Source organism: Bacillus sp. FH (assembly GCF_052216825.1).
Classification (GTDB): domain Bacteria; phylum Bacillota; class Bacilli; order Bacillales; family Bacillaceae_G; genus Bacillus_A; species Bacillus_A paranthracis.
On sequence record NZ_JBQOUU010000001.1, the window covers coordinates 2,465,378 to 2,487,777 of the forward strand.

28 protein-coding genes and 1 pseudogene are annotated in these 22,400 nt (G+C 38.5%); 2 read left to right on the plus strand and 27 right to left on the minus strand.

Annotated elements, in window-relative coordinates:
- Positions 1-48: 48 nt before the first annotated feature.
- From atpA to ACTT1L_RS13140, 14 genes are all read right to left on the minus strand, one after another.
- Positions 49-1,557, minus strand: coding sequence for a F0F1 ATP synthase subunit alpha (atpA, locus tag ACTT1L_RS13075; RefSeq protein WP_000027518.1), 1,509 nt, complete (start codon positions 1,555-1,557; stop codon positions 49-51).
- 11 nt (positions 1,558-1,568) lie between these two features.
- Complete coding sequence (atpH, locus tag ACTT1L_RS13080; RefSeq protein ID WP_061131872.1) at positions 1,569-2,111, minus strand: F0F1 ATP synthase subunit delta; 543 nt, start codon at positions 2,109-2,111, stop codon at positions 1,569-1,571.
- Positions 2,108-2,614, minus strand: a complete 507-nt coding sequence (atpF, locus tag ACTT1L_RS13085) for a F0F1 ATP synthase subunit B (protein WP_001142617.1) — start codon at positions 2,612-2,614, stop codon at positions 2,108-2,110. Before atpF ends, atpH begins: the two co-directional genes overlap by 4 nt.
- 129 nt (positions 2,615-2,743) lie before the next feature.
- Positions 2,744-2,962: a F0F1 ATP synthase subunit C gene (atpE, locus tag ACTT1L_RS13090; protein ID WP_000052064.1), complete on the minus strand. Its 219-nt coding sequence runs from the start codon at positions 2,960-2,962 to the stop codon at positions 2,744-2,746.
- 56 nt (positions 2,963-3,018) lie between these two features.
- The gene (gene atpB, locus ACTT1L_RS13095; RefSeq protein WP_000399870.1) at positions 3,019-3,738 is read right to left on the minus strand and encodes a F0F1 ATP synthase subunit A; all 720 of its coding nucleotides are present in this window, start codon (positions 3,736-3,738) and stop codon (positions 3,019-3,021) included.
- A gap of 7 nt (positions 3,739-3,745) precedes the next feature.
- Positions 3,746-4,138, minus strand: coding sequence for an ATP synthase subunit I (locus ACTT1L_RS13100; protein WP_000567600.1), 393 nt, complete (start codon positions 4,136-4,138; stop codon positions 3,746-3,748).
- The gene (locus tag ACTT1L_RS13105) at positions 4,138-4,362 is read right to left on the minus strand and encodes an AtpZ/AtpI family protein (protein ID WP_001171223.1); all 225 of its coding nucleotides are present in this window, start codon (positions 4,360-4,362) and stop codon (positions 4,138-4,140) included. Before ACTT1L_RS13105 ends, ACTT1L_RS13100 begins: the two co-directional genes overlap by 1 nt.
- 26 nt (positions 4,363-4,388) lie before the next feature.
- A complete protein-coding gene (locus ACTT1L_RS13110; RefSeq protein ID WP_000232961.1) occupies positions 4,389-4,502 on the minus strand; it encodes a DUF4024 domain-containing protein in 114 nt (37 codons plus the stop codon).
- Positions 4,503-4,880: 378 nt separating this feature from the next.
- On the minus strand, positions 4,881-5,510 hold the full coding sequence (gene upp / locus ACTT1L_RS13115; protein ID WP_000517539.1) for a uracil phosphoribosyltransferase: 630 nt from the start codon (positions 5,508-5,510) through the stop codon (positions 4,881-4,883).
- A 271-nt stretch (positions 5,511-5,781) separates the two neighbouring features.
- Positions 5,782-7,023, minus strand: coding sequence for a serine hydroxymethyltransferase (gene glyA / locus ACTT1L_RS13120; protein WP_000349817.1), 1,242 nt, complete (start codon positions 7,021-7,023; stop codon positions 5,782-5,784).
- A 216-nt stretch (positions 7,024-7,239) separates the two neighbouring features.
- On the minus strand, positions 7,240-7,812 hold the full coding sequence (locus ACTT1L_RS13125) for a TIGR01440 family protein (RefSeq protein WP_000136362.1): 573 nt from the start codon (positions 7,810-7,812) through the stop codon (positions 7,240-7,242).
- Positions 7,813-7,878: 66 nt separating this feature from the next.
- On the minus strand, positions 7,879-8,322 hold the full coding sequence (gene rpiB, locus ACTT1L_RS13130) for a ribose 5-phosphate isomerase B (protein WP_000869919.1): 444 nt from the start codon (positions 8,320-8,322) through the stop codon (positions 7,879-7,881).
- A gap of 95 nt (positions 8,323-8,417) precedes the next feature.
- Positions 8,418-8,858 (minus strand): low molecular weight protein arginine phosphatase, encoded by a 441-nt coding sequence (locus tag ACTT1L_RS13135; RefSeq protein WP_000832384.1) that lies wholly within the window; start codon positions 8,856-8,858, stop codon positions 8,418-8,420.
- A gap of 246 nt (positions 8,859-9,104) precedes the next feature.
- Positions 9,105-9,602: a PTS sugar transporter subunit IIA gene (locus tag ACTT1L_RS13140; RefSeq protein ID WP_000473666.1), complete on the minus strand. Its 498-nt coding sequence runs from the start codon at positions 9,600-9,602 to the stop codon at positions 9,105-9,107.
- 387 nt (positions 9,603-9,989) lie between these two features.
- On the opposite strand from ACTT1L_RS13140, the pseudogene ACTT1L_RS13145 reads away from it, so the two are divergent.
- Together ACTT1L_RS13145 and ACTT1L_RS13150 are read left to right on the plus strand one after the other, a co-directional pair.
- Positions 9,990-10,377, plus strand: a pseudogene (locus ACTT1L_RS13145) (DoxX family protein).
- Positions 10,378-10,536: 159 nt separating this feature from the next.
- On the plus strand, positions 10,537-11,148 hold the full coding sequence (locus tag ACTT1L_RS13150) for a flavin reductase family protein (protein WP_429677930.1): 612 nt from the start codon (positions 10,537-10,539) through the stop codon (positions 11,146-11,148).
- Between the two features lie 509 nt (positions 11,149-11,657).
- On the opposite strand, the gene ACTT1L_RS13155 is transcribed toward ACTT1L_RS13150, so the two are convergent.
- The 13 genes from ACTT1L_RS13155 to glpX all read right to left on the minus strand — a co-directional run bounded on the left by ACTT1L_RS13155 (position 11,658) and on the right by glpX (position 22,370).
- Positions 11,658-12,173 carry a hypothetical protein gene (locus tag ACTT1L_RS13155; protein ID WP_000065590.1) on the minus strand — a complete coding sequence of 172 codons (516 nt, stop codon included), beginning with the start codon at positions 12,171-12,173 and terminating at the stop codon, positions 11,658-11,660.
- Between the two features lie 10 nt (positions 12,174-12,183).
- A complete protein-coding gene (locus ACTT1L_RS13160; RefSeq protein ID WP_000197468.1) occupies positions 12,184-12,459 on the minus strand; it encodes a DUF3935 domain-containing protein in 276 nt (91 codons plus the stop codon).
- Between the two features lie 81 nt (positions 12,460-12,540).
- Entirely contained in the window at positions 12,541-12,672 is a 132-nt protein-coding gene (locus ACTT1L_RS13165; protein ID WP_001037628.1) for a hypothetical protein, read from the minus strand.
- An 18-nt stretch (positions 12,673-12,690) separates the two neighbouring features.
- Positions 12,691-13,239 carry a manganese efflux pump MntP gene (locus ACTT1L_RS13170; protein ID WP_442821944.1) on the minus strand — a complete coding sequence of 183 codons (549 nt, stop codon included), beginning with the start codon at positions 13,237-13,239 and terminating at the stop codon, positions 12,691-12,693.
- A 77-nt stretch (positions 13,240-13,316) separates the two neighbouring features.
- Positions 13,317-14,357, minus strand: a complete 1,041-nt coding sequence (locus ACTT1L_RS13175; protein WP_061131877.1) for an L-threonylcarbamoyladenylate synthase — start codon at positions 14,355-14,357, stop codon at positions 13,317-13,319.
- Between the two features lie 108 nt (positions 14,358-14,465).
- Entirely contained in the window at positions 14,466-14,924 is a 459-nt protein-coding gene (locus ACTT1L_RS13180; protein WP_000758435.1) for a mechanosensitive ion channel protein, read from the minus strand.
- A 49-nt stretch (positions 14,925-14,973) separates the two neighbouring features.
- Positions 14,974-15,840, minus strand: coding sequence for a stage II sporulation protein R (spoIIR, locus tag ACTT1L_RS13185; RefSeq protein ID WP_442821945.1), 867 nt, complete (start codon positions 15,838-15,840; stop codon positions 14,974-14,976).
- 112 nt (positions 15,841-15,952) lie between these two features.
- Positions 15,953-16,804, minus strand: a complete 852-nt coding sequence (prmC, locus tag ACTT1L_RS13190; protein ID WP_001267033.1) for a peptide chain release factor N(5)-glutamine methyltransferase — start codon at positions 16,802-16,804, stop codon at positions 15,953-15,955.
- Positions 16,804-17,871 carry a peptide chain release factor 1 gene (gene prfA, locus ACTT1L_RS13195; protein ID WP_000887065.1) on the minus strand — a complete coding sequence of 356 codons (1,068 nt, stop codon included), beginning with the start codon at positions 17,869-17,871 and terminating at the stop codon, positions 16,804-16,806. Before prfA ends, prmC begins: the two co-directional genes overlap by 1 nt.
- A 391-nt stretch (positions 17,872-18,262) precedes the next feature.
- Positions 18,263-18,850 carry a thymidine kinase gene (locus ACTT1L_RS13200; RefSeq protein WP_000280862.1) on the minus strand — a complete coding sequence of 196 codons (588 nt, stop codon included), beginning with the start codon at positions 18,848-18,850 and terminating at the stop codon, positions 18,263-18,265.
- Positions 18,851-18,958: 108 nt separating this feature from the next.
- Entirely contained in the window at positions 18,959-19,204 is a 246-nt protein-coding gene (locus ACTT1L_RS13205; RefSeq protein ID WP_000643437.1) for a type B 50S ribosomal protein L31, read from the minus strand.
- A 647-nt stretch (positions 19,205-19,851) separates the two neighbouring features.
- Positions 19,852-21,123: a transcription termination factor Rho gene (gene rho / locus ACTT1L_RS13210; protein WP_001053898.1), complete on the minus strand. Its 1,272-nt coding sequence runs from the start codon at positions 21,121-21,123 to the stop codon at positions 19,852-19,854.
- Between the two features lie 281 nt (positions 21,124-21,404).
- Positions 21,405-22,370 (minus strand): class II fructose-bisphosphatase, encoded by a 966-nt coding sequence (glpX, locus tag ACTT1L_RS13215; RefSeq protein ID WP_000442336.1) that lies wholly within the window; start codon positions 22,368-22,370, stop codon positions 21,405-21,407.
- Between the last annotated feature and the right edge of the window lie 30 nt (positions 22,371-22,400).

Below are 22,400 nucleotides of genomic sequence, written 5' to 3' on the forward strand. Positions count from 1 at the left end.
AGTTCCGCCTCTTAGCCGATGGGGCTAAACAGTCGGCTTCACTTTTTATTATTCAGAAGCTACGAATACTTTTTTAAATCCGTTAATTGCTGCTGCAAATTTGTCGTCATCCGCAAGTTTCTTAGTTGTGCGGATTTCTTCTAATAAGTCAGTCGCATTAGAATCTAACCAAGCATGGAATTCTTCTTCGAAACGAGTGATATCTACTACTGGGATATCATCTAGGAATCCACGTGTTAAAGCGTAAAGAATGATAACTTGTTTCTCTACACGTAACGGTTTGTGTAATCCTTGTTTTAATACCTCAACAGTACGAGCACCACGGTTTAGTTTCGCTTGAGTTGCTTTATCTAGGTCAGAACCGAACTGAGCGAACGCTTCTAACTCACGGTAAGATGCAAGGTCAAGACGAAGTGTACCTGATACTTTACTCATTGCTTTAATCTGAGCAGATCCACCTACACGAGATACAGAAGTACCCGCATCGATCGCTGGACGTACGCCAGAGAAGAATAGGTCAGATTGTAAGAAGATTTGTCCATCCGTAATTGAGATTACGTTTGTTGGGATGTAAGCTGATACGTCCCCTGCTTGTGTTTCGATGAAAGGTAGTGCAGTTAAAGAACCGCCGCCTTTTGCATCACTTAATTTTGCTGCACGCTCTAATAAGCGAGAATGTAAGTAGAATACATCCCCTGGGTAAGCTTCACGACCTGGAGGACGACGTAATAGTAATGACAGCTCACGGTAAGCTGCTGCTTGTTTTGATAAGTCATCATATACTACTAATACGTGTTTACCATTGTACATGAACTCTTCACCCATTGTTACACCAGCGTAAGGAGCTAAGTATAATAATGGAGCTGGTTGAGAAGCAGATGCAGTTACAACGATTGTGTACTCTAATGCACCATGCTTACGTAGTGTTTCTACTACGTTACGTACAGTTGATTCTTTTTGTCCGATAGCTACGTAAATACAAATCATATCTTCATCTTTTTGGTTAATGATTGTATCTAGTGCAACTGCTGTTTTACCTGTTTGACGGTCACCGATGATTAACTCACGTTGACCACGGCCAATTGGTACAAGAGCGTCAATCGCTTTAATACCTGTTTGAAGTGGCTCATGAACAGATTTACGATCCATTACACCTGGTGCTGGACTTTCGATTGGACGAGTGTTTGTTGTATTGATTGGGCCTAAACCATCAACTGGTTGACCTAATGGGTTTACAACACGACCAATTAGTTCTTTTCCTACTGGTACTTGCATGATGCGACCAGTACGACGAACTTCGTCACCTTCACGGATTTCTGTGTAAGGTCCTAAAATGATAATACCTACGTTGTTTTCCTCTAAATTTTGTGCTAGTCCCATAACGCCGTTAGAGAACTCTACAAGTTCACCAGCCATAACGTTATCAAGACCATGAGCACGCGCGATACCGTCACCAACTTGGATAACTGTACCAACATCACTAACTTCGATTTCAGACTGATAGTTCTCGATTTGTTGCTTTATCAGTGCGCTAATTTCTTCAGCTCTGATGCTCATGTGCTTCACCCCTATCTATTCTTCATTAATTCACGCTGAATACGTGCTAATTTTCCTTGTAAACTTCCGTCATAAATGCGATTTCCAATACGTACTTTAATGCCGCCTAGTAAATCTTCATCTACAACATTTTTTACGCGAATTGCATCTTTTCCTGTTCTCTTTGCAAATGCTTCTGCAATGTTAAGCTTCTCTTCTTCTGATAGAAGACGAGTAGAATATACAGTTGCGTCCGCTACGTTACGTTCTTCATTAGCAAGAACAACATATTCATCTGCAATTTCAGGTAAGATATCAATGCGCTTGTTATCAATTAAAATATATAACGTATTTAAAATAGATTCAGAAACAGACCCGAATACGTTTGCAAGAAACGTTTTCTTTTGTTCCTTTGAAATGTTCGGTTGCGTTAAAAAGCTATGTAGTTCTCCGTTCTTTATATAAACGTTTTGTACAAGGCGTAATTCCTCTTCAAACATTTCTAATACGTGTTTTTCTTTAGCAATTTTAAAAAGAGCGACAGCATAACGTTTTGCTACAATCCCATTGCTCATCGCGCTTCTCCTACTTCTTTAATATAATCGCGAATTAACTTCACTTGATCTTCTTCTTTTAATTCTTTTTCAATTACTTTAGAAGCAATTTGAACAGATAAAGAAGCAACTTGTTCTTGTAAAGCAGCAATCGCTTGCTCTTTTTCGCGTTGAATTTCTTGTACAGCAGATGCTTTAATTGATTCTGCTTCTTCTTTCGCAGCAGCAACAATAGCATCTTTTTGATCTACAGCTTGTTTTTTCGCTCTTTCGATTAACTCTTGTGCTTCAACACGTGATTGTTTTAACATTTCACGTTGTTCTTCTACTAACTTCTTCGCTTCAGCGTTACTTCTTTCTGCAGCGTCGATTTCATTAGTAACATGCTCTTCACGTTCTTTCATAATCCCCATTAAAGGACCCCACGCGAATTTGCGTAGCATTACTAATAGAAGTAAGAAAATGAACAATGTATAAGCAATCGTTCCAAATGGAATGGCAGCCCCTAATAATAAAGTTGGCACAAGGATTCACTCCCTTCAAAATATCTAAATTGATCATATGAAAAAAAAAGACATACGTTTCGTTCATAAAGCAATGGCGAAGAAAGTTCGGAAAAACACTCTTCGCCATCTATGTAAGGGGAGTCTCCCTTATTTGTTCATTACGATGAATGCAATAACTACACCGATGATTGGAAGTGCCTCAACTAAAGCAACCCCGATGAACATAATTGTTTGAAGTGCGCCTTTTAATTCTGGTTGACGAGCAACACCTTCGATTGTACGTGATACGATAAGACCGTTACCAATACCTGCACCTAATGCTGATAAACCAATTGCAATTGCAGCTGCGATTACACCTAAACTCATTTAATTTGTCCTCCTTTGTATTATAAAAAAATAAATTTTTTCTTACTTAAATTATATTAATGGTCATGACTTACTTTATGAGCCATATAAACCATCGTTAACATAACGAAAATAAATGCTTGGATTGATCCAACGAATACACTGAATCCCATCCATGCTAACATCGGCACAAGTGCACCTAATGCTCCAAGGAATGATGCTCCGCCCAGCTTAGCAAGTAATCCTAATAAGATCTCACCTGCATAAATGTTACCAAATAAACGAAGACCTAACGTTAATGTGTTAGCAAACTCCTCAATAACCTTTAATGGGAATAAGAATTTCATAGGTTGGAAATAACCTTTTACGTATTCTTTCGTACCCTTCATCTTAATTCCATAATAATGGGTGAGGGTAACTACCATCACGGCTAATGTTAATGTAACTGCTGGATCAGACGTTGGTGATCTCCACCATGCAATATGTTCGCCAGCTTCAGTTGCTGAATACATGAATGGTAAACCAAGGAAGTTCGATACGATGATAAACATGATAAGCGTAACGCCAAGCGTTAAGAAACGTCCACCTGTTTTCCAGTCCATCGTACTATTGATAATCCCTTTCACGAAGTCAAACACCCATTCCATGAAGTTTTGCATTCCTGTTGGGCGAAGAGCTAAGCTGCGAGTTCCGATAACAGCGATTAAGAAAACAATAACTGCTGCTACAGTAACCATCATAACTGATGACAAATCGAACGTTAAACCTAGAAATTCAACTAATTTACCGTGTTCCACTAGTAATTCACCTCTCTTCCCTGCTCTTATACTCTAAATAAAGAAAATCTATGATCATGACAAGGTATCCTGTCAGCAATCCTACACCTAAGCCCCACATCGCAATTAACTCTTGATATTTGGCTGCAAATAAAATTAATAACCCAATCGTGGCGAATCTTGAATATGTACTTACCGCTGTCGCCTTAAACTTCACGTTTTCTCCATTTGTCACGCGATCCAACAGCTTGTCTGTCCTGCGTGCAATGATGCGCAAACTAAGAAAACTGAAAATCGTTCCGATAATCAGTCCAAGAAATACATCCTTGTAAGAGGTGAATCCCCATCCTAGCACTAGAAGCGCAAGCAAGTAGTACATATATTTCTTTTGTCTTTGGACAAGTCCATGTACGTCTATCATCATTGCTCTCCCGAATAGTAATGTCGAATGAGTCGAATCATTGCGTATACCCCTGTTCCTAATCCGAGTAATAACCCTATAATAAGAAACAATGGAAACGTTCCAACCTTATTATCAATCCACTGCCCACCAAAGATCCCAACAAGAATAGAACCGACTAACTGAGCAAGAATACCTGACATTAAAGCATAAGCTTTTATATGGCTGCGATCGTTTTTTTGCAAGGATTCATCCCTCCAATATGTAACCCTCATTCACGATGTGTTAATAATAACTCATTTTTTTGCATAAATCCTATACAAAATAAAAAGTTTACATTTTCGTCACGGAATAGATGTATTTTTGTCACTGAAAGCCCTACCATCTATCCCCGTTGTTAGCATACAATAGGGTATTAACAGTGTCAACGAGAAATCGTAAAAAATCAAAAAATTTGAGTATTAGTCATTTCCTCCCAAAAATGAAAACGTTCCCCTTCTAAATACTGGTTAGAGATATGCAATTTCTAACAGTTTTCTCTTTATAATAGAAGGAAATGTTCACAAGTTTGTCACTATTATATTTTTACGATATAACGCTTTCCTTCCATAATATAGTGCTCTTTAGACGTAAGACTTCTATATTATATGTGATGTGTATGCAACTTATGTTGTATATACTATGTATATTTATCCTCTCCCCTCCCCTACTTGCTTACATCAAAAAAAGACGAGCTGAGGAATCCCCCTGCTCGTCAGTTGTCTTACTTCGTTCCGAATAAACGGTCACCAGCATCACCAAGACCTGGTACTACATATCCGTGGTCATTTAATTTCTCATCTAATGCTGCTACATAAATATCAACATCAGGATGTTCTTCTTGTACTACTTTTACTCCTTCTGGAGCTGCAACGATACACATTAATTTAATTTGTTTTGCGCCGCGCTTTTTCAGAGAGTTAATTGCTTCAGCTGCAGAACCACCTGTTGCTAGCATCGGATCTAGTACGATAAAGTCACGCTCTTCTACATCCGTTGGAAGTTTCACATAGTATTCTACCGGTTGCAATGTTTTAGGGTCGCGGTATAAGCCAACGTGTCCTACTTTTGCTGCTGGAATTAATTTCAGAATTCCATCAACCATTCCTAAACCTGCACGTAAAATCGGAATTAAACCAAGTTTTTTACCAGCGATCACTTTTGTTGTCGCTTTGCTTACAGGAGTCTCAATTTCAATGTCTTTAAGTGGAAGGTCGCGAGTAATTTCAAAAGCCATTAAGCTTGCTACTTCGTCCACTAATTCACGAAAATCTTTCGTACCTGTATTCTTGTCGCGAATATATGTAATCTTATGTTGAATTAACGGGTGATCAAATACATACAGTTTTCCCATGTGAATCTCTCCTTTAGATGATATTCATGCGTTTGCACGCTTTTTTACACTATTTACGATTGTAAAGAAAACGCTACTAATATTCAAGGGCAAATTTGGAAAAGTCATGATTTACGATGAATCTATCTAGTATCTTTACCAATTATGGGAGCTGTATCCTTCATTATATCGCCAAAATTTATTCATCATTTGTATACATACTTAAAGAACAATATATGTCCACAAAAAAAACTGCCAAAACAATTATGTCTCAGCAGTCTTCTTCAATCTATTATAGATTTGGATACATTGGGAATTTGCTCGTTAACGCTTCTACACGCTTACGTGCTTCTTCTAATGCAGCTTCATTTTCATGATTTTTTAATGTGTAAGCAATAAGTGACGCAATTTCATCCATTTCTTCTAAACCGAAACCACGAGATGTTACAGCTGCTGTACCGATACGTACACCACTTGTTACAAATGGGCTTGCTGTTTCAAATGGAATTGTATTTTTGTTCACTGTAATACCAACTTCGTCTAATACGTGCTCTGCTACTTTACCTGTGATCTCTAGGTTACGAACATCAATTAGGATTAAGTGATTGTCTGTTCCACCAGAAACAAGTGTAAGTCCTTCTTTTTGAAGACCTTCAGCTAAGCGGTTCGCATTGTTAATGATATTTTGTGCATATGTTTTGAAATCATCTTGAAGTGCCTCACCAAACGCAACAGCTTTTGCAGCGATTACGTGCATAAGTGGACCACCTTGAATACCAGGGAAGATTGATTTATCAATTTGTTTTGCAAATTGCTCTTCACATAAAATCATACCACCACGTGGACCACGTAATGTTTTATGTGTTGTTGTTGTAACGAAATGTGCATGTGGCACTGGATTTGGATGTAAACCAGCCGCTACTAAACCTGCGATATGTGCCATATCAACCATTAAGTATGCGCCCACTTCATCTGCAATCTCACGGAATCGTTTGAAATCGATAACACGAGGGTATGCACTTGCACCTGCAACGATTAATTTTGGTTTATGTTCTTTCGCTTTTGCTAATACATCATCGTAATTAATACGGTGAGATTCAGCATCCACGCCATATTCTACGAAATTATATTGTACTCCACTGAAGTTAACAGGGCTTCCGTGTGTTAAGTGACCACCATGAGATAAATTCATACCAAGTACTGTATCGCCTTGCTCTAAAATCGTGAAGTATACTGCCATGTTCGCTTGTGCACCAGAATGCGGTTGAACATTTACGTGCTCTGCGCCGAAAATTTCTTTTACGCGATCACGTGCGATATCTTCTACTACGTCTACATGTTCACAACCACCATAGTAACGTTTCCCAGGATATCCTTCAGCATACTTATTCGTTAAAACAGAACCTTGCGCCTCCATTACTGCTTCACTTACGAAATTTTCCGAAGCAATTAACTCAATCTTCGAACGCTGTCTTCCTAGTTCTGCCTCAATTGCAGCAAATACCTTTTCATCTTGACGTTTTAAATGATCCACCAAAATCCCCCTTTTCTGAACGAATTACATCGATTCCCAACAGTTTTTTCTTATTTATTCAGAAAAAACGAAAATTCAGGTTGTAATTCTTTCGAACCTTCATGTTTTCAACTACATTCTAACATGACTTTCTATATCATAAAAGAAAAAAAAGACCGAAAATCGGTCTTTTCTTTCTTCTATAATAAAGTCAGACAACATACCTTATTCATAACTTTAACGGCAAGTGATAGTCTCTTCCTTCGCCGCATAAACAGCACGTGCTCCACCAATTAGCTTTCCACGTGTTGTTGCCATCGTTACATGTGCACTTCCAATTTCCTTCACACTAGTACGAACCGGAACAGCTACGTGCTTTAAATGCATACCGATAAATGTATCACCAATATCCATTCCCGCATCTGCTTTAATAAACTCAATTACTACCGGATCTTTCAAATTGTGATAAGCATATGTTGCTAATGCACCACCTGCTGATCTAACAGGCGTAACTGTTACAATTTCAAATTGATATTTCATCGCCAACTCTTTCTCAACTACTAAAGCACGGTTTAAATGCTCACAACATTGAAACGCCAACTCAATACCTGTTTGTTCTTGAAATTGTTTTAACTCAGAAAAAATCGCCTCTGCTACTTCCATCGTTCCTGATGTCCCAATTCTTTCTCCTAGCACTTCGCTCGTACTACACCCCACTACAAAAATTTGACCACTTTGTAATGAAGCTTGTTCTTGGAAATCAGAAAGCGAAATTTGTAGCTGTTCTCTTACCTTTACGATTTCTGTCATTACGCCTCTTCCTTTCACAGGTTGGTTCACCAAATTATATTTCCTACTGCTTCTAGTTAGAATCTATTACTTTGCTTCGTATGTTTTAATTTTTCCTACGCGGTTTTCGTGACGGCCGCCTTCAAATTCAGTTGTTAACCAAATTTTTGCGATGTCGCGTGCTAGACCAGCACCAATTACACGCTCGCCCATTGCTAACATGTTTGTATCGTTATGCTCTCTCGTTGCTCTCGCACTGAAAGTATCATGAACTAACGCACAACGAATACCATTTACTTTGTTTGCAGCAATTGACATACCGATGCCTGTCCCACAAACTAAAATACCACGATCTACTTCGCCATTTGCTACCATTTCCGCTGCTGGAAACGCAAAATCAGGGTAATCAACAGAACCAGCTTCACATTCACAACCTAAATCAATATATTCAATATTTAACTCTTCTAATAAACTTACAAGTTCTTTACGGATATTCATACCGCCGTGATCAGATGCTACTACTACTTTCATTTTTACCCCTCCAAAGTTTCAATCCATTATCTTCATTCTCACTTAATCCTTTAATGGGACGAAGTGATCTCCAATATCGTATTATACACGAAACATCAACCTTCTGAATGTTTTTTCAGTAAAGTTTGTACAAGTTTTTCCATCTCTTCTAATGTTTCTTTATAAATAGAGAGAGATCCGCCGAACGGATCTGAAATATCCTTACTCATCCCCTCAGTTACTCCATATAATGTATCTACTTTCCCTTCAACACTTGGATAATGCCCAAGGATAATTTCCTTATGGTTTTCCGTCATTGTTACTACAATATCTGCCCAATCAATTAAGGCTTCGTTTACCTGCTGCGAAGCATGATCGATTGCAATTCCCTTTTCAGCTAAAGCTTCCTTTGCATGTACCGACGCATCACTTCCAGGATAGGCGAAAACACCAGCAGATTGCACTTCAAACTTACCTTCCCCATAATGGCGCAGTAACGCCTCAGCCATCGGACTACGGCATGTATTTCCAGTGCAAACAAATAATACTCGTTTCATCTAAACCCACCCCTTTTCTCTATTTCCTTCCTTTTATCATAGCGTACATTACAATAGAACAAAAGAAATGTGAATATACGAAAGGCGCATTTCTCTTATATTTTTTCTAAGAAAAATGCGCCTTATCCACATATATGTGAAACCCTATTTCCAAGTGCCCAAAGTATTTTACCATATATAAGGAACAGACTACAAAACAAAATAAGGAATCCATTTCATACGAAACGGATTCCTTTCATGTGATAATTATTTCATTGTAACTTTCATTACTTCTGTTGAACCTTTTGTAGCAGTTACACCTACAGTTGTCTTAATAGACTCAGCTGCATCTGTGTTTGTAATAACGATTGGAGTAATTGTGCTTTTCGCTTTTTCACGAATTAATTCTAAGTCGAATGAGATTAATTTATCTCCAGCTTTTACAGCTTGTCCTTCAGAAACGTGAGCTTCAAAACCTTCGCCTTCCATTTTTACAGTTTCTAATCCAACGTGGATTAAAATTTCTGTACCGTTTTTCGCTTTAATTCCAATTGCATGTTTCGTGTGGAATAATTGTACGATTTCGCCATCAACTGGAGATACAACTACACCTTCAGTAGGATCGATTGCAACACCGTCACCCATCATACGACCAGCGAATACTGGATCTGGTACTTCTTCAATATTTTTCACCGCTCCAGTTAATGGAGCTACAATTGTTTCTTCATTTGTTTTTGAACCAAGACCGAATAATTTTTTAAACATAGGATAGTCCTCCTTATAATTTACCTAAAAGTTTATAGGGCAATCTCTATTAAAGATCAGAATAAACGTAAGACTTCATACTTCGAATATTATACTGTAAAAACGCTTTCGAAATAAATTACGTCATTACTACTAGACTCTTATTGTAGCGTCTCACAAAATTCCAGTCAATTCTGATTGTCTGAATAACAATAAGAAGTTAACTTCTACTTATATTTTCTCTTTTTTTACCTAACTTGTCTAGAGGTCTTTACTACATTTTATTTTTTGTTGTTAATTTGTAAAATTTTTTTCAAACTTTTTTCGAAATCCACTTGACTAAAGTAAGTAACTATTTTATTATTACTTACGTAAGGTAAGTTAATAACTTTTAGGAGGTTTTAAAAAATGATGGATTTCGGTCTTCTTATTATTCGTCTTATTATAGGTATTACATTCATGGGTCATGGTGCTCAAAAATTATTTGGTTGGTTCGGCGGTTACGGTTTAAAAGGAACAGGTGAGCTGGATGGAATCAATCGGTTTACGCCCTGGTGTATTTATGGCATTTATGGCTGGTGCAACTGAACTATTAGGTGGTTTCTTATTCGCATCAGGTATTTTCACTGCAATCGGTTCATTATTTATTGTTGGAACAATGTTAATGGCGATCTTCACTGTTCATGGAAAAAACGGTTACTGGGTAACTCAAAATGGATATGAATATAACTTAATGTTAATCGCTGTTGCTATCGGTGTAGCTTTAATCGGTCCTGGCGCATACGTTTTACTATAATTTTTATCTTGAATTCGAGATTATTTAGGTGGAACTTACTTCATTGTGGTTGAAGTAAGTTCTTTTTATGTAATAAAAATATTATTTTCAGCAGGAGTTTTCCACTAACATCTTGTAAACAAACAATAAGTCGTCATATTTAGAAAGGGGATTTCAATCATGTTATCCATTAATCCAAATGAACAATCGGAAAAAGAGAATTACAAATTATTAACGGGAAGTATCATCCCACGCCCTGTTGCATTCGTTACTTCTGTAACAAAAGACGGCGTATTAAACGGTGCACCATATAGTTACTTCAACATCGTTGCTGCAAATCCACCACTTATTTCAGTTTCTGTACAACGAAAAGCTGGAGAAAGAAAAGACACTTCCCGAAACGCAATTGAAAAAGGAGAATTTGTCGTACATATCTCTGATGAATCATATGTAGCGGCAATTAACGAAACAGCAGCAAATCTCCCTCCAAATGAAAGTGAAATTGAATTAGCAAAATTAACACCAATTGAAAGTGATGTCATCTCCGTTCCAGGTGTAAAAGAAGCAAATATTCGAATGGAATGCGTACTAGAACGCGCAATCCCCCTTGGCGGAACAGAAGACTCACCAGCTTGCGATCTACTAATCGGACGCGTCGTTCGTTTCCACGTCGCAGACCACCTATACGAAAATGGACGCATTCACGCAGAAGGACTAAAACCAGTAAGCCGCCTAGCAGGACACAACTACGCAAAACTAGGAGAACAATTTGAATTAGTGAGGCCAATCTAACAGCGGAAGCGGCTCGCTCAGAATGGGAGGAGGATGGAGCTTCTGACGTAGAGGCGCTTTTTGCCTCGCAGGAAGACGCGAAGCCACCGACCATTCTAGCCGCTGGAGCTGGATAACAACTAAAAGCGGAAGCGGCTCGCTCAGAATGGGAGGAGGATGGAGCTTCTGACGTAGAGGCGCTTTTTGCCTCGCAGGAAGACGCGAAGCCACCGACCATTCTAGCCGCTGGAGCTGGATAACAACTAAAAGCGAAAACAGCTCGTTCAGAATAGAAGTAACAATAATATAAAAGGGTGTACCAAATTAATTTGGTACACCCTTTTCATAGAAGAAGAAAAATAATTTTTCATTATTGGTCATCGACCTCTTTTCCCATTATTGGTCATCGGTAAAAAGTAACAGTGTGATCGGTTATTGGATGATTGGTTGTCCTTTGGCCATCACAAATCTCATTTTTACAAAAGTGGTCTTCTTCTATGCCTTGAAGCGGAGTCTCACCACTTCAAGGTTTAAAAGTATTTTTCACCATCAAAGTCTAGTTCAATGGCGTAGTTTTTCGCATTAATTAAGTTAGATAACCTATTAGCTTGTCTCTCTAACTCTAAACCTTTTACACGATATACTTCAGGATCAAACATGGCTACTTTTACAAGCGACGATGTTTCACCGTACGAATATACATGTTCTTCTTTCTTACTCACGCCAAACTCTTTACACTTTCGAGCTTTTGCACGTAACTGCGTTGCAAGTTCTATCGCTTCAACAATCGTTATATTCTCTCCGTTGAAATTCACTTCATTTCGGATATTTGCTTCATACATTAATTTATCTAAAAGACGAAAATCAGCGCGAACTTCATCTAGCTCCTGTTCAACTTGTACCAATGTACGCGTCTGTTTTGGAAGTGTATCACCTTTTTCAATTTCAACAAATCCAATTTGGTTCATCTCTTCTTCTAATTCATGTATTCTTTTCGATAATACACTTTTTAATTTTACAGCTTCTGCCAAAGAAATGTTAGACATAGTATCCCCCTTATATCTCTTCTTTCTGCTCCTCTAAAGTAGGTACTTTCTCTTTTTTCGGTTTCCCAAGCTTAATGACTAAGAAATATAGGGAAAGCAATGTAATAAGAAAAACAATTATAAATGGATACGGAGAATAAAAGGCACGCGCTGCCTCCGTTTTCCCCGCAACAAACTTCAATGACTCAATATCTAAAAACTCAGCAAACATTTGTACACCGAGCATACTAAACCAAAAAACAAAAAAACTAATAATAATACCAAAAACTTGCTTCAATCTCGTCATCCATCTCATCCTTTCTATATGTTTAATTTTTTAGCGCAATCAGTATAGTACAAACAAAACTATGCACAGAAAGGAACTATCTTACCATTCGCGAATTAATTTAATCCAACCTAAAATTGAAATTTGTAAAATAATACCCCAAATAACAAGTAGTCGTAACCATCTCGGAAAAAAAGTTACAAATCGAATATACCATTCCAATAATTTGTTCATAACGCCCTCCCCCTAAAATTATATAGGAAAAAGGAGATATAATCCAAATCCAACCAAAATGATACCACCTACTATCTCACCATATGTACCGAGCATACCTTTCGCATGCCTACCAATGAATAAACCAGTCCACGCTAATAACATACTAATAAATCCAAAGAGTAATATCGTAATAACTGTCTGTGCTCCGTAAATACCAAGACTAAGCCCTACTGAAAAACTATCTATACTAACACCAAATGCAAATACGAATAAACTAATTCCAATAGGGGCTGTTCTAGTCTCTTCATTCTCTAAAATAGAGGAATACACAATATAAAATCCTAGTCCTATTAATAAAATAGCACCTGCAAAATGTGCAATTTCTCCATACTGCTCTGATAAAAAACGACCTAATACCATCCCAATAAATGGCATGATAATATGAAATATCCCTATCGTCACACCGATATACAGGATCTGTCTTATCTTTAAGGCCATCATTCCCATACCAAGACTCACCGAAAATGCATCCATCCCTAAGGCGAATGCCATAATTATTAAAGGTATTAGCTGTTCAAACGTCATTCATGTCCCTCCTCGGACGTGCTACTTCACAATATGCTTATCCGAGGAGAAATATTCTGTTTGCTAATCGTACCTTATCATTCAGTAATAATATGATGTCCTGCCGCTTTTGTTAAGCGATTCATAATCGCGTTTCCTATTCCTTCATTCGGGAACGATTCACTAAAAATAACATCCACTTCACTTGCATCAAACGTTCTAAGTACATCATATAATTTAGTCGCAACGCTAGCTAAATCACTTCGAACACCACATGATAATACAACATCCGCATTATATATATGGTGATACTCTTCTGTCGTTAATACACCTACTTTGAATCCTTCTTCCTTCTTCTCATCCACAAGGCGCTGGATAAACTCACGTGATCCTTCAACAATACTGAGCGGCGCTTTCGGTGCATAATGTGTATACTTCATTCCAGGTGATTTCGGTTTTTCCTTCTCATCCTTTAGAGCTGGATCTAAAGAAACCGTGCCAATCACCGCTTCCAATTGTTCTTTCGTAATCCCACCCGGGCGTAAAATCGTTGGAATAGCGCTCGTACAATCAATTACAGTCGATTCAACACCGACTCCTGTTGCACCACCATCTACAATACCTGCGATTTTCTCATTTAAATCTTCATATACGTGAGATGCTAACGTCGGGCTTGGACGACCTGAACGATTCGCACTCGGTGCTGCAACAGGTACATTTGCCTCTTCAATAAGAGCAAGAGCTACCGGATGATCAGGCATCCTCACTCCAACTGTATGAAGGCCTGCCGTCACCTTCTCTGAAATTCCTTCTTTTCTAGGTAAAATAATTGTTAACGGACCTGGCCAAAAATGCTCCATCAACTTCTCTGCAACTGGCGGAATTTCCTTCACAATACCATCTAACTGCGATTTTGTACCGATGTGGACAATAAGTGGATTATCACTCGGTCTTCCTTTCGCCTCAAAAATTTTCGCAATCGCTTCATCATTCATCGCGTTTGCACCTAGTCCATATACCGTTTCTGTAGGGAAGGCAATCGCCTCATTTTCCCTTAATAATTTTGCTGCTTCTTGTAACTGTGGATAATATTTTTTTCTTTCCACAACATTATCCACAACCCACATATTTGTATGCATTTTTTCCCACGTCCTTTTCTACCCTGAAATACTTGTCTATTTTTAGTTTACTATGAGATTTATCCAAAAGACAAACAAGGTTTATCCACAAAATGTGGATAAACCTTGTTAATCCGTGGATAACTTTGTGAATAGCTGACAATTTAGTATTATTGCATTTGGCTCTTTTATATTTTTACAAAAGTGTTCTAACTGTCGAATTCCCTCTGGTACGTTCTCTTTCTCTATCGTAACAAAGTCAAAAAACTGAAAGATCGTTATAGATTGTGGATGATTTGTTAGTAAGTACAATTGTCGAATATTTTTTTCTTTCATATACTGCAAAAACATTTCAAAAAAATATAAGAAAGTCTGTTTATCCACATTAGGTGTGAATAAACAAGAACGAATAAGTGCGTTTTCTTCACTTTGTTCATATCCAATGACTGCCCGTATTTCTTCCGCCTCTTCCAAAATCATAAACTGTGCGTACAACTCATTTATTTTATCATCTTTTTTATTAGCTTGTCCGAAAAAAGAATGCAATCTTTCCACATCTGCCTTCGTCGCAAAATATACCTTCTTCATAATAAATCCCTCCTCTTTTTTATATATGAGAAGGGATTTACGAATAGTACTATTTAGAGAATAAAGATGTAAAAGCTTCTACAATAAATAACTTAACTTCCGGCTTTTCTTCTTCCTCCTCTACTTTTACATACTCATTTCGCTTTTCTTGTTTTTGTTCCACAGGTTTCTCCACTTTTTCCACAGTTTTTGTTTCCTCTTTACTTACAGGTTGTTCTTCTACTTTCGTTTCATTTTTTACTACTTTCTTTTCAGAAGCTGTTACTTTTTTTGCGACTTCTTGCTTTACAACTTTCTTTTCTTTCACCTCATCCTCTTTTTTCTCTTCTGCATTTACTACTTCTTCATCATCTATTTGTTTCACTTGCTCCTCTTCAGGAGATTCAGCCTTCACAACATGTTCTTCTTTCCTTACAGCTGTACCACTTGAAAAATCTAAGAAACACATTGGTGGAAATAGTACACACCACCAGTTTGCCCCTTCACCTTCCCCAATTGTAATTAAGACTGCTTCATATTCCCCTGCCGGATAAATAAAATTCCCATATACCTTTGTAGGAAACTTTACATTTTTACTGAAATTCACTTGAAATGAATCTTTACTTCCTTCTTTTTTCAACGTATTTGCTACTGTTTTTTCGATTTCTGGAATATGACTTTGAATGACCTTGCGTGCCTCTTCAAATGAAGTTAAATCAGCTACCCATCCATCAATTTGTGCTTTTACTTCATCACGCACTTTGCGCTTTAACGCCTGGTCTTTATCTGAATCACTATTTGCTAAAATCCGTAATCGAACGGCCTCTTTCGGAATAACTGAAGGCCCTTTCGCATCAGCTTTCATATATCCAAACTGCACAAGTAACTGTGCACCAATTAATAATAGAAGAAGATAAGCAATAACTTGTTTTTTCATTTCCTCCACCGTCCCTTCTACAAACAGTGTGGACAGACTTTCATCTTTCTAAACTATTAAATTCAAAATCTATATGAATTTTTCCACAAAAAAATAGAGTAAGGTGTAAACCTTACTCCATCTCCGCAAATACCATACGATCTTTTCCATTAATATCAAAAACAACCTCAACATGAGCATGTGGAAATGCTTGTTGTAACAGCCCTTTCACGTCCTCACCTTGCCCTACTCCAATTTCAAATGCGACAATTGCTTTCTTCTGCAACACATTCGGCAACTCTTCCATAAAGCGGCGATAGAAATCTAATCCGTCTTCACCACCAACAAGCGCTCTCTTTGGCTCATGCTCTTTCACCACGGGAGAAAGACCACGCCAATCTTCTTCCGGTATATATGGAGGATTTGAAACAACAACATCTAACTTTTGACCCGTTTCATAAAATGGTGATAATAAATCACCATGATAGAACGTTACTTCTGCGCCCAAAGTTTTCGCATTTTCTTTTGCAACTTCAATCGACTCCTGCGCAATATCTACCGTATACACATGAAGATTTTTATTTTCCAAAGCAAGCGTAATCGAAATCGCTCCGCTACCTGTACCAATATCTGCTACATGTATTTTCTCATCACCAAAATGACGCTCGATTCTTTCTAACACTCCTACTATAAGCTCTTCTGTTTCTGGTCTTGGTATTAATACTTCTTCATTCACAAAGAACGATCTTCCATAAAACATTTCATGACCAATCATATATTGAATAGGAATACCTTCTACATGCTTGTGGATAAACTCTGTAAAACTTTTTTCTTGTTCCGCAGTTATTTCTTCACGCATGTTCATCAATAATCCTGTTCTATTCGTCTTTAATACATGACAAAGGACAATTTCTCCCGCATTTTCATCTCGTCCATTCTCCTGTAAAAAAGAAGAAGCCCATTTCAGGGCTTCATAGACACGCATTACTCAGCTGCCTCCATCCTTTGAGCCTGATCTTCCATTACTAAGGCATTGATGAAATCATCTAACTTACCTTGTAAGATTTGATCTAACTTTTGAATCGTTAAACCGATTCGATGGTCTGTAACACGGTTTTGCGGGAAGTTATACGTACGAATACGCTCTGAACGATCACCCGTACCAACAGCTTGTTTACGGTTTTGATCATACTCAGCTTGCGCTTCTTGTCTAAACTTATCATAAACACGTGCGCGTAATACTTTCATCGCTTTTTCTTTATTCTTAATTTGTGATTTCTCATCCTGACATGATACAACTACACCAGTCGGTAAATGCGTTAAACGTACCGCTGACATCGTTGTATTAACGCTCTGTCCACCAGGTCCACTAGAAGCGAATGTATCAACACGAACATCTTTCTCATGAATATCAATTTCTACTTCTTCTGCCTCTGGTAATACAGCTACAGTTGCTGTAGATGTATGGATACGTCCACCAGATTCCGTTTCAGGAACACGTTGTACACGGTGAGCGCCATTCTCGAATTTCAGCTTCGCGAAAGCACCTTTACCGTTAATCATAAAGATAATCTCTTTATATCCACCTAACTCTGTATAGCTAGCCTCGATAATCTCCGTTTTCCAACCTTGCACCTCAGCATAACGGCTATACATACGATATAAGTCACCAGCAAATAAAGCGGCCTCGTCGCCACCAGCAGCTCCACGAACCTCAACGATAACGTTCTTATCATCGTTAGGGTCTTTTGGTACAAGTAAAATTTTTAGACGCTCTGATAATGTTTTTTCTTGTGATTCTAACTCAGAAACCTCTTCTTTTACCATTTCACGCATTTCTGCGTCTAACTTATCTTCTAACATTGCTTTCGCATCTTTTAATTGCTCACGAACATCCTTATACTCACGATACACCTCTACCGTTTCCTGTATATCAGACTGTTCCTTTGAATATTCACGAAGCTTATTTGAATCACTAATAATTGCTGGGTCGCTTAGCAATTCATTTAACTTCTCATAACGATTTTCTACAGCTTGCAAACGATCTAACACATCATTCACCTCTACATCCTAGTATCTAATACAAATAGTATATGGTACTTACTCAAAAAAACGCAAATTATATTTAAAAGTGGCGGTGGCTCGTTCAGCTCTGACCAGCTAAAGTTCTTTCGACCTAAAGGTGCTTTTTACCTTTCGGGCGGAAGGTTCTTAGATGCGAAGAGCTAGCCACCAGAACTAGATATATTTAAAAGCGTAAGCGGCTTGCTCAGAATCGCAGGCCATTGGAACTCTCGACCTTGAAGTGTTTTTTGCTTCAAGCGAGAGAGTGAAATGGCCGGAGATTCTAGCCGCTGGAGCTAGATATCACAACTTAAAGCGCAAGTGGCTCACACCACTCACACTCTCTATTCTGAAAAAAACCCGCCTTGTGCAGCGAGTTTTACTTATCTTTGTTTGTAGGAACTGCATGACAATGACGACAGCGTGGTTCATACGATTCTGAAGCACCAACTAAAATAATCGGATCATCAAATGCCGCTGGTTCTCCATCAATTAATCGTTGTGTACGACTTGCCGGAGATCCACATGCAGAACATACTGCTTGTAGTTTTGTTACATGTTCAGCAATCGCCATCAGCTGAGGAACTTGTCCAAATGGTAGACCACGGAAATCTTGGTCTAAACCAGCTACAATGACACGATAGCCACGATTTGCCAATACTTGCACCACTTCCACAATGTCCCCATCAAAGAATTGCACCTCATCGATTGCAATTACATCCATTTCTTCAGTGATATGTTCAAATATATCTTTTGAAGCTGAAACAGGAACTGCTTTTACCTTTAATCCGTTATGTGATACAACGTCTTCTTCACTATAGCGATTATCAATACATGGTTTAAATACAATTGCATGTTGTTTCGCAAATTGCGTACGACGCACACGGCGGATAAGCTCTTCTGATTTACCAGAAAACATACTACCGCAAATCACTTCAATCCAACCGTTCTGATTTATTAAGTACATGAAGCTCTCCTTTCATCTACTTTTTAATTAAAAGTAGGGTAAAGGTATAATATTTTCGCAAAAAAAACAGACAAGCGAATAGATACACTTGCCTGTTTTATGTTTTTATTACTTAAGACCGTATTTCTTATTGAAGCGGTCAACGCGTCCGTCTGCAGTAGCAAACTTCTGACGTCCAGTGTAGAATGGGTGAGAATCAGAACTGATCTCAACTTTTAGTAATGGATAAGTGTTACCATCTTCCCACTCAACAGTTTCGTTAGATCCTCTAGTAGATCCGCTTAAGAATTTGAAGCCTGTGTTTGTGTCCATGAATACAACTTTCTTGTAATCTGGGTGAATTCCTGCTTTCATTCTTTTCATCTCCTTCCGCCCTGAATCATTTTCGAAACAGAGTTTTTCATCTTCAGCTGCATACACAACTATATTGATGAAACACATATGATGAAATTATAACAAGGCTAACTTCATTTTGCAACTACCTGTTTTTGTCTTTTTAATTTTAAAAGCAGAAGCGGCTCGTTCAGAATGGGAGGGGGATGGAGCTTCTGACGTAGAGGCGCTTTTTGCCTCGTAGGAAGACGCGAAGCCACCGACCATTCTAGCCGCTGAAGCTGGATATTATCTTTAAAGTGGAGGGGGCTCGCTCAGCTCTGACCAGCTAAGGTTCTTTCGCCCGAAAGGTGCTTTTTACCTTTCGGGCGGAAGGTTCTTAGATGCGAAGAGCTAGCCACCGGAACTGGATATCATTTAAAAGCAGAAGCGGCTCGCTCAGAATCGCAGGCTATTTGGAACTCTCGACCTTGAAGCGCTTTTTGCTTCGAGCGAGAGAGTGAAATGACCGGAGATTCTAGCCGCTGAAGCTGGATATTATCTTAAAATGGAGGCCGCTCATCCAACTAGAACCAACTAATGCCCTTCCACTCATCTCTCTTTAAGATCACCTAAAAAACATAAAAAACTCGCTTACCATAAAATAAGCGAGTCCCAATCTTTTCCCTTTACTTCGTTGTTACATATCTTTTCGAATCTGCAACAATGTTTTGTAAAAATTCTTCATTTGTCTTTGTTTGACGAAGTTTACGTAAGAAACCTTCAACAAAGTCTGGTGTATCACGCATTGTTTTACGAATACCCCATAGTTTGTCTAAATGTTCTTTCGGAATTAATAGATCCTCTTTACGTGTACCAGAACGGCGAATATCAATTGCCGGGAAGATACGACGCTCAGCTAATGAACGATCTAAATGAAGTTCCATATTTCCAGTTCCTTTAAATTCTTCGTAAATTACATCGTCCATACGAGATCCTGTATCAACAAGAGCTGTTGCTAAAATTGTTAAGCTACCGCCTTCTTCGATATTACGTGCAGCTCCAAAGAAACGCTTCGGTCTATGGAAGGCAGCTGGGTCGATACCACCCGATAATGTTCTACCACTTGGCGGAATAACAAGGTTGTAAGCTCGCGCTAAACGGGTAATACTATCCATTAAAATGATAACATCTTTTTTGTGCTCTACAAGACGCATTGCACGTTCTAACACAAGTTCTGCTACTTTAATATGATTTTCTGGTACTTCATCAAAAGTAGAGCTTACAACATCTCCTTTAACAGAACGTTCAATATCTGTTACTTCCTCTGGACGCTCATCAATTAAAAGGACAATTAATTCAGCTTCCGGATGATTTGTTGTAACACTGTGTGCGATTTCTTTTAATAGACTAGTTTTACCAGCCTTTGGAGGCGCGACAATTAAACCACGTTGTCCAAATCCAACTGGTGCAATTAAATCCATGATGCGTGTCGGTAACTTTTTCGGTTCCGTTTCCAATTTCATTTGGCGATCTGGGTATAATGGTGTTAATGCAGGGAAATGCACACGCTCTTTTGCTGACTCTGGATCATCTCCGTTTACAGCTTCAACTTGTAATAACCCAAAGTAGCGTTCATTTTCTTTCGGAGGTCGTACTTTACCAGAAACCTTATCTCCATTACGTAAATCGAAACGACGAATTTGCGAAGCTGAGATATAAATATCTTCTGAGCTTGGAGAGTAGTTGATAGGACGTAGGAATCCAAATCCTTCTGATTGAATAATTTCTAATACGCCTTCCATGAAGAAGAAACCTTCTTTTTCTGCTCGAGCTTTTAAAATGGCGAAGATTAACTCTTTTTTCGTTAATTTGCTATAATACGAAATTTTAAATTCTTTCGCAAGCTCGTATAACTCTTTTAATTTCATGTTTTCTAATGCTGCAATTGACAAATTCATTCAGACACCACACTTTAACGTTATTCTCTTTTCACATGGGTAAAGGGAAAAAATACGGAAGGCAAATAATTAATAATGAAAGGCAATAAGTTCAAGTAGGGTAATATTCACTATTGTAACCCTTTTATCTAGTTTTAATCAATACGTTGAAACACAAATACAAGAAGCGAAGACAAGAAAATTTGTCTTCGCTTTTTATTTAATCCAGCTTCAGCGGCTAGAATGTTCGGTGGCTAGAAGGATCAGTCATTCCCCCCTTCTGAGCAAGCCACCTCCGCTTTTTACTTAATAACCAAGTTCGGTTTTTTATTTAAGCTGTGACGTCCGTCTACGAAGCGTACTGTGCCTGATTTTGCGCGCATAACAAGGGATTGTGTTGTTCCTACGCTACCTTTAAATTGAACGCCGCGTAGTAGTTCTCCGTCTGTTACGCCTGTTGCTGCGAAGATTGCATCGTCACCTTTTACTAAGTCCTCCATGCGAAGGATGCGGTTGATGTCTTCTATGCCCATCTTTTTGCAACGCGCCAATTCAGCTTCGTTTTGTGGTAATAATTTCCCGTGAATTTCTCCACCTAAACATTTTAATGCAACTGCTGCTAACACACCCTCAGGCGCGCCACCAGAGCCGAATAAAATATCTACACCTGTACGATCAAATGCGGTGTTGATTGCGCCAGCTACGTCTCCATCATTAATCAATTTAATGCGAGCACCAGCTTTACGAATTTCTTCAATAATTGCTTGATGACGTGGACGGTTTAAAACTGTCGCTACAACATCTTCAATATCTTTGTTTTTCGCTTTCGCAACTGCACGTAAGTTATCGATAATAGGCGCATCAATATCGACCGCCCCAACTGCTTCTGGGCCAACCGCGATTTTATCCATGTACATGTCAGGAGCATGTAACAAATTACCATGATCTGCAATTGCAATAACAGCAAGAGCATTCCATCCACCAGCTGCTACAATGTTTGTCCCTTCTAAAGGATCAACTGCAACGTCTACACGCGGACCATATCCTGTACCTAATTTTTCTCCGATATATAGCATTGGTGCTTCATCCATTTCACCTTCACCAATTACAACTGTACCTTTCATCGGAATTGTATCAAATACATCACGCATAGCTGATGTTGCTGCACCGTCTGCCTCATCCTTTTTCCCGCGTCCCATCCAACGCGCTGATGATAAAGCTGCAGCCTCTGTTACACGTACTAACTCCATAGATAAACTTCTTTCCACGATAATCCCTCTCCTTTAAGTCTTTATATT